This window comes from Natronospirillum operosum (assembly GCF_004768465.1).
Lineage (GTDB): Bacteria > Pseudomonadota > Gammaproteobacteria > Pseudomonadales > Natronospirillaceae > Natronospirillum > Natronospirillum operosum.
In genome coordinates, this window is record NZ_SRMF01000010.1 from 114,769 (window position 1) to 122,693 (window position 7,925).

6 protein-coding genes are annotated in these 7,925 nt (G+C 60.6%); 2 read left to right on the forward strand and 4 right to left on the reverse strand.

All coding sequences use genetic code 11. The annotated features are described in order from the left end of the window. Window positions 1-2: 2 nt before the first annotated feature. Window positions 3-764, forward strand: coding sequence for an SDR family oxidoreductase (locus E4656_RS17380; RefSeq protein WP_135484581.1), 762 nt, complete (start codon window positions 3-5; stop codon window positions 762-764). On the opposite strand, the gene E4656_RS17385 is transcribed toward E4656_RS17380, so the two are convergent. The 4 genes from E4656_RS17385 to E4656_RS20285 form a co-directional block, all read right to left on the reverse strand. Further along, window positions 761-3,526, reverse strand: a complete 2,766-nt coding sequence (locus E4656_RS17385) for a hypothetical protein (protein WP_135484582.1) — start codon at window positions 3,524-3,526, stop codon at window positions 761-763. The two genes, E4656_RS17380 and E4656_RS17385, sit on opposite strands and share 4 nt — an antisense overlap. A gap of 196 nt (window positions 3,527-3,722) precedes the next feature. Beyond that, entirely contained in the window at window positions 3,723-4,832 is a 1,110-nt protein-coding gene (locus tag E4656_RS17390; protein WP_167856112.1) for an AI-2E family transporter, read from the reverse strand. A gap of 216 nt (window positions 4,833-5,048) precedes the next feature. Then, a complete protein-coding gene (locus E4656_RS17395; RefSeq protein WP_135484584.1) occupies window positions 5,049-5,777 on the reverse strand; it encodes a transporter in 729 nt (242 codons plus the stop codon). Between the two features lie 382 nt (window positions 5,778-6,159). After that, window positions 6,160-6,561: a hypothetical protein gene (locus tag E4656_RS20285; protein ID WP_167856113.1), complete on the reverse strand. Its 402-nt coding sequence runs from the start codon at window positions 6,559-6,561 to the stop codon at window positions 6,160-6,162. A 27-nt stretch (window positions 6,562-6,588) separates the two neighbouring features. Between E4656_RS20285 and E4656_RS17400 the strand changes: the two genes are divergently transcribed. Then, window positions 6,589-7,925: hypothetical protein (locus E4656_RS17400; protein ID WP_205849259.1), on the forward strand; the 1,337-nt coding region annotated here is incomplete at its 3' end.

Sequence of the window (7,925 nt, forward strand, 5' to 3'; positions counted from 1 at the left end):
CCATGCAGATTGAAGACGCCGTCATCGTGATTACCGGAGGTGCCCGCGGACTGGGCCGCGCCATGGCCCTGCGCCTGGCCGGTCAGGGCGCCCGCCTGGCGCTGATCGACCTGGACGCCAGTGGCCTGCAGGATACCGCCGAGGCCTGCCGCCAGGCCGGTGGTGACGCCCGCGCCTACGAACTGGACATCACCGATGAAGGCGCAGTGGAAACCACCTTTGCCCGCATTCGTCAGGACTACGGCCGCCTCGACGGCCTGATCAACAATGCCGGCGTGCTGATGGACGGCCTGCTGATCAAGGTGAAGGACGGCAAACTGGAAAAGAAGATGTCCGGCGACCAGTTCCGCAAGCTGATCGACATCAACCTGACCGGTACCTTCCTGTGCGGGCGTGAGGCCGCCGCCATCATGGCCGAGGACAGCAACGGCGGCGTCATCATCAACATGGCCTCGGTCTCGCGAGCCGGCAACATGGGCCAGAGCAACTACAGTGCCGCCAAGGCCGGTGTCTCGGCCATGACCGTCACCTGGGCGAAGGAGCTGGCCCGCTACAGGATACGTGTCGCCGCCATTGCCCCGGGCGCCATCGCCACCGACATGACCGCGCAGATGAAGCCGGAAGCCCTGCAGCGCATGGAGCAGATGGCCATGCTGGGCCGCCTGGGCGAGCAGGACGAGATCGCCCACAGCGCCCAGTACATCTTCGAGAACGACTTTTTCACCGGGCGTATCCTGGAAGTGGACGGCGGCACCCGCGTCTAGAAACTCGGCCCCAGGCTGAAATAGATTTCACCCACTTCATCCCGTTCCGGGTTGTGGGCATAGCCCAGGCTGGCCTCCAGCGGCAACAGCCAGAGGGCGCTGAAGGTCAGGCCCAGCTCCGCCCCCAGGTTGTAGCGGGCCTGCTGATCCAGATCCCAGGCGGTGGCGGCATAGGACGTGAGCCAGAGCGTACCGGCGCCGAGACCCAGGGTACCCAGGGTGCGATCCGGCTCGGCCAGCAACACATTCAGCTCGGCACGACTCCAGTACAGCTCACTGGCGGCCAGCGGTTCCGGCAGGGCCCGCAGAGTGACTTTCGAACTGATCGGGCGCGGGAACACACTGAACGACTCGGAACCTCCGGCCTCGAAGGGTCGCTGTGCATCGTCTGTCCACAGCACCTGCTGGCGCCAGTGCAGGCTGTGCTGGCCGAACAGACCCAGCTCGCTGCTCTGCCGCAGGCGCAGGCGATGGCTGTCGGCATGGCTGAAGGCCCGCTCGGCATCCAGCCCCAGGGCGAAGGCCCGGTTGGGGCGGTAGCGCTCGGTGTTGCGTTCACTGTAGTGCCAGTCCAGCCCGCCGCCCAGCCAGCGCCGGCGCAGTCCATCCTGGTCGCTGTCCGGCAGGCGGTAATCCGTCACCCAGGCCAGATCAGCGCCAACAGCCTGGCCCTGACCGCTCCAGAGCCGCCGTGCCCAGCCGGCCCGATAGCCGGAGTGCAGCCCCCGGCTGACGCGGGCCTGACCCACGCCCAGTGACCAGTGGTTGTAGAATCGGTAGTCGAGCGTGCCGCTGATATCCCCGCTGAACAGCCCCAGTTCGACCTGCACCTGAACCTGGTGGCGGTCGGTCGGTTCGCGCCAGTCCCCGGTCAGGCCAAAGCCCAGCTCACCATCCCAGTAGGGATAGGGGGCAAACAGCGACGGGCTCATGTGCTCGATCGCATAATAGGGGTGCAGAGCCGGGTCGGCCTCTTCGGTTTCAGCGGCGGGGGCCGCTGCGTCGGCATCCACCAGCACAGTCAGGCTGGCGGGGTGTTGCCAGTTCGGCTCGGGCACTGACGACGGCGGCGAAGATTCGCCGGCCGACAGAATCGAAACCCGCATCTGCTGATAGTGCCGGCCCGACTCCGTCAGAAAGACCAGTTGATCATCCTGCAGGCGCGGCTGGTGCACATTCACCGGCAAATCGGTCAGCCACTGCCGCTCGCCCGTGGCGGGCGTCAGCGCCACAGCCTGCAGACGCTGGTTGCGGGCCTGGCTGAACAACAGAGTGGACTCATCCGCCCAGTGGGCACCCCGGGGTATATGGTTGTCTGCGGTCAGGCGGGTCAGCCGACCATCGGCCAGTTGCAGTTCATACAGGTCGAAGGCAGCGTCAAAATCGGGTTTCATCGTCAGCACCAGGCGTTCACCCGAGGGGTGCCAGCTCAGCTGCTTGATCTGCACACCGGCCTGCCCGCGCAGCAGAATATCCGTAACCTGCCCCTGCCCATCGCGCAATTGCAGCTCGGAACCGGCATCGGTCAGCGTCCAGGTGGCCATCTGGGCGCTGTCCTCGTGCCAGGCCAGCCGGGCCACCCGGGCACAGCGCTCAGCCCGCTGCGGCGAGTCCTGCTCCAGGGGCATGGAATAGAGGCTGTACCCGAGCCGTCCATTGCATTCTTCCAACTGGTTGAACCACAGCTGCGTGCTGCCGGCTGCCAGTTGCTCCGGCCTGAAACCACGATGCCGACGTGTATTGCCGGCAGCATCTTCCACCACCAGGGTCGGTCGGCCCAGCCCTTCGCGATGGTCATACCAGATAAAATAGTCACCGCTGCGGCTTACCGCCTGCGGCGACCCGAAGCGGCTCAGCCCGTCGCGCAGCTGCTCCGCAGCATGGGGATAGGACTGGCCCAGCCTGGCTTGCAGACGCTCGGACTCATGGGCCAGAAATTCATCCCAGCTTTCACTCAGGCGCTCATCGAAGGCCACCTGCCAGGCGATGTTCAGGTTGTAGGGGCTGGCCAGATCGGCCCAGAAACCATGCCGACCGGTGCGCTCGTCCAGCCAGTCGCGCACCGCTTCGTCACCAAAGCGTTCTGCCAGACGGGTAAAGAAGTAGGCCCCGTACAGGTAGGCCATATGAAGGCTTTCATGGCGGCCGGTGGCAAACACCTCCGTATAGCCGCGAAAGCCGCGCTGATATTCCTGCTGCCACAGGCCTTCCGAATCCGGATGGTGGCGCCGGGCCCGCCCGGTGCCCGTTTCCGGGTCGGACTCGAACCACTGCGCATAGCCCTCGTGAAAAGCCAGCGGCACAAAGGTATTGTTGCCCGGCACATAGCCAAAGCGGTAGAAATCCGGCTCTGAGGTGTAACGACCGGTCAGGATGTGAACCAGCTCATGACGCAGCACCAGGCGCACCGTATCACCGGTGTTGATCAGCTCTCCCGTGATATGAGCGGCCGGGCTGATGGTCACCAGCGGTTTGTTGGCCAGGGTCGCGCTGGCATTGAAGGCATCGCCGTAGCGATCATCAATCAGCAGATCTATCCTGGGGGCAATGTTCATGTCGAATTCGGCCAGCAGGGCCTCGTATTCGACATCCGCAATCTGCGCCAGATGCCGGGCCAGTTCGCGGTGGGGTTCTTCATGAATGATATTGAAATAGCGCGTCTGCAGCACACTGTACGAGTGCGCGACACCGGCCGGCAGCAGCCAGAGGCCGATCAGCACACACAGACCTGTGCAGGCCCTGGCCCGTAAGCCCTTTTCCATGCGGTTCATACCTTCCCGGTTTTTGCGCTAGTGTGACCGCTATGAATGGCAAACGCCATCACCCGGAGGTTCTTTAGCCCGATCTCGCAGCGGGAACAAACCGGCCCGCCACCTCCGCCTCTGGTTGCTGACCATGCGGCATGATGGCCATGATCAACGTGGCCAAAAGCGACCACTGTCTGTACCCGCAGCAGAACTAGCTGTCGGCCTCCATCCTGCGACTCAGACCGGGCTTCGCCTGCCGCCAGACTGCAATGATGAACGCGGTCAGAGGTACCGCGAGTATCATGCCGATAATGCCGCCCAGTGCTATGCCCCAGAAAATCACCGAGATCACCACCAGCGCCGGGTGCAACCCGGAACGATTGGCCATGATCCTGGGCGTCAACAGCCAACTCTCCACGAGCTGGACCGCCAGGAATACAAGCAAACTCAGACCCAGCAGCTGCAGGCCACCTTCGGTCTGAAAGTAGGCCAATGGCAACACCAGCAGCAGGCCGACAACGGTACCGAGAAAGGGCACGATATTGAGCAGGCCAAGAACCAGACCGACCAGTACCCCTCCCTTCAGGCCGATCAGCGCAAAACCGGTGGCCAGCATGGCGCCCATGGTCACCGCGATAACCAACTGGCCCTGAAAGAACCCGGTTACCTGACTCACAAAGATATCGATCAGATACATGACCCGACGCTGCACCCTGGCGCTGAACACCGAGAGTATTTCTCCGGCCTGAGCACGCAGCCGGCCACCGGACAGCAGGGTGAAAAACAGCAGGAATGGCACAAAACCCAGGGTCACCAGCGCACCGGCATAGGAGATTACGGTCTCCCCCGTATCCTCTGGGGAGGGCATCAGATCCGCCAGAGTGCCATCCTCCGCTCGGTCCTTGAGCATCTGGGTCAGGTCCGGAAAACGGCGCGACATGTAGCCTTCCCATCCTGCCAGGATTTCCGGAGCAATCTCGACAAAGTGAGCGGCCTCACGATACAAGGTGGGGACCAGCAGGAGCATGGCCCCGGCGATCACCCCGATAAAGAGCAGCACGACAATGCTGGTGGCAACAAGCCTGGGCATGCCGGTCCATCGTTCAAGATAAGCCACCACCGGATACAGGATAAGCGCCAGAATACCCGCCACGGACAACGGCAGGATCAGATTGAAGAAGAACGACAGGACCAGACCCAGCCCCCAGACCACAAGACCTGCAAGCGCCGTACAGGCCACAATGGCGAACATGATCGCAGTGACCCGAAACAGGCGGCGCTCCAGCGTGCCAAACAGCCGGGTTTCAGGTTTTGTGCTCATTAGGTGTGCCGTTACGGTTGCGCGGGTGTGCCGAGTTGCGCGGGTGTGCCGACAGTATACAGTATTCTGTGGCACGACACCAGTCGGTTCGGCTCCACACATAAGGCAGGGCTGTAGCACCGCGAACACGCTGACGGTGGTGGGCAGGGGCAAGGGAAAAGCTGCCCCCGCCAGCAGGCAGGGGCATTGTTCAGGCATTGAAATCGCTACCCTGCTTCAGAAGTAGAATGAAAAACCCAAGTCGGCTCGGAAGGCGGAATAGCCCATGTCGGTATCATCGTCTTCCAGATCAGTATCGGCACTGGTATAGCTCAAATCCAGATTGGCCGAGAAAGACGGGCTCAGGAAATACTTCAACTCGGTACCCAGAACCCAGGCACGCTCGGCGTCCTCGCCCGTGGTTTCCCCGTCGCCATCAAAATCTTCCCGGCTGAACCAGACATATTCACCATAGGCTTCCAGCAACCATTCATCACTGAGCGGCGTTCTGTACATGACGCGAGGTACAATCGCCGTCGTGGTCAGACTGGAGGTGTCATCCCCATCTCCGTCAAAGCTGCGCCCTGAATAATAGCGATACGAGAACCCCGCCCCCAGATTATCCGTGAAGAAATAGCGCACTATGGGCCTGATGATATAGTTGCTCTGGCCTCCGTTGGACTCGCCCTGCCCGTCCCCCGTGGTTTCACGGAAATACCGCACATAGGCCCCGGCAGACAGACGCGGGCTGATGGAATACAGCGCCTGGCCATTGATACTGAACCGGGTGCGATCCGCGTAATCGTCTCCATCGTTGGACCACTTTTCACGCCGGAAAGTCAGGTCCGTCAGGTCCGTACGCAACTCCCATTGCCCCACCTGCGGCGCAAAGCCGATATCCTGAGCCGACAGGGAAGAACTGACGACCAGAGTCGCCGCCAGAGCGGTGAATGTACGCTTCATCATGCTGAATACTCCTTTAAGGTCCTTTGCATCCTTTACTGCTTGTTATGTAAAGGCCCGGTCAAAGTAGCATCTGAAAAAAAGCTGCATGTATGCCAAATGTTGGGTTGTGAACTGCGTCACAAATTTTTGACTTTACACTGACTGATTTTTGACCTCCGTAAAGAACCAGTCTAATTTGTAAAGAAATCGCGTACTTCAGGTAAAGGAAACAAGGCAGAAAACCTGAGTTACGCAGGATGTTGTTGTATCAGGGAGCTCCTTTCAAATGGACTACAAGATTCTTTTTACCTTCGCCAAACTCTCCTCTTTTTTTTGTATTTCTCTTCTTCTTTGGGGTTGCCAGGAAAGCAATAGCGATCCAGATGCTGTTGTCGATAACTTTTCAGTTAATAGCGACAATGTAGTGAGTCCAATGAACGCCGATACCCCGGGTCACCCCGATTGCCCACGAAGGAATTGCGGGGACGATGATGAAGAAGGTGGCGGAGAATCTACCTGCGGCGCTGCTTGTCAAGCTGCCCAACTGGCCAGCACCATACTCAACCGCCTGACCGGAGAGGAATCCAAAGTTTCCGAGAACGTGAGCAGCGTTAATGGCGTCATACAGCTCAATTCGGGCAATCTGCACACTCTGTTCAATGAGTCTGGTCAACTGCAGTTGACCAATCTGTTGACCAACAGCCCCTCTGGTTGCAGTGGCAATCCAGTATCTTTGTCCTGCGGATCGAAGATTACCGTTGGGCAGGACCAGGGCGCAGGGCTTGTCCGGTTCTCCCGCCGCCATCGCGTCAGCCAGGAGTCCGCCTGGTCGGTGGGGCCAGGCTGGCACTGGAACTATGACAGCCGACTGATCTGGGGTACCGCTGTACTGCTGGATGAGCAGTTGGACCTGGTCAATGACACCATTGCACACCTGACCTCTGTCATCGACGATATTGAATCCAGAAAAGAGTACTACGAAGGGCACCTGTCCCATTCGCGCGCAGTGGTACGAGATGCCGCCCAGGAAGGCATTGATACTCTGGACAGCTACATTGACCAGCTCACTCCCGACCTCGCGGAAGCAGAAGATGAACGTGCCGCGCTGCTGGCAGAACGGCAGCAGCGTGATGAGCACAGGGACAGGAACCAGCATACCGTTGATCCCGGAAACCGGGCCGAAGAAGAAATCGGCAACGAGAACCTGAAGTGGGTCAGCCCGACCGGCGACCGCATTATCTTTACTGAGGACGGTAGCGGTTATACGCCCCTGGGGGTCAACAGCTATCGCCTTGGCGAATGGTCCGAGGGTCTCACCATCGAGGGGGCTGAAGGTGCCTACTACCACTACAACGAAGCCGGCCTCCTGGTCGAACAGGGCGATGGCCAGGGCGGCACAATTACTGTGGAGCGCAACAGTGATCAGCGCATTACCACCATCCACGACAATCAGGGCCGCGTGTTTCAGGTGAGCTACACCGGCAGCCGGGTGCGTGAGGTAACGGACCCGGCTGGCAGAAAACTGACCTACCAGTACGACAGCCAGGGCCGCCTGGTGTCAGTCAATGGTTTTGACGGCCGCATTGAATCCTACGCCTACGACTATGCCGGCAATGACCTGGCCATTACCCACCTCACCGACGGTGAGGGGGATGCCCATGAGTATGTATACCGTGAACAGGACGGCAAGACCGTGGTTGACCGGCAGATTGATGCCGATGGCCACCAGTGGCGCTATGATTACGACTTCGACAACCGGACCACTGTGGTACACCAGCGGTCTTCACCAACAGATGGCAGCCGGAAGGAGTACCATTACGGCACAGACAATCTGACCCGAGAGCGCCTTCATTATCCCTCCGGTGATCAGCTCCGCTACGCCTACGACGACCGCGGCAACCGCACCCGCATCATCGATGAACTGGGCGGCACCACGGAGCTGACCTATGACGAGCGCGGCAATGTCACCCACCAGACCGACCCCGAAGGTCGCACCACCACCTTTGAGCGTGACAGCGCCGGGCGGCTGATTGCCGTCACCGATCCGGCCGGTCACACCACCCGCTACCTGCGCGACAGCCAGGGTCAGGTGACCGAGATTCAGTTGCCCACCGGCGAGCGCATCCGGCAGAGCTGGCAGGACGGCCTGCTGCAACATCGCATTGACGA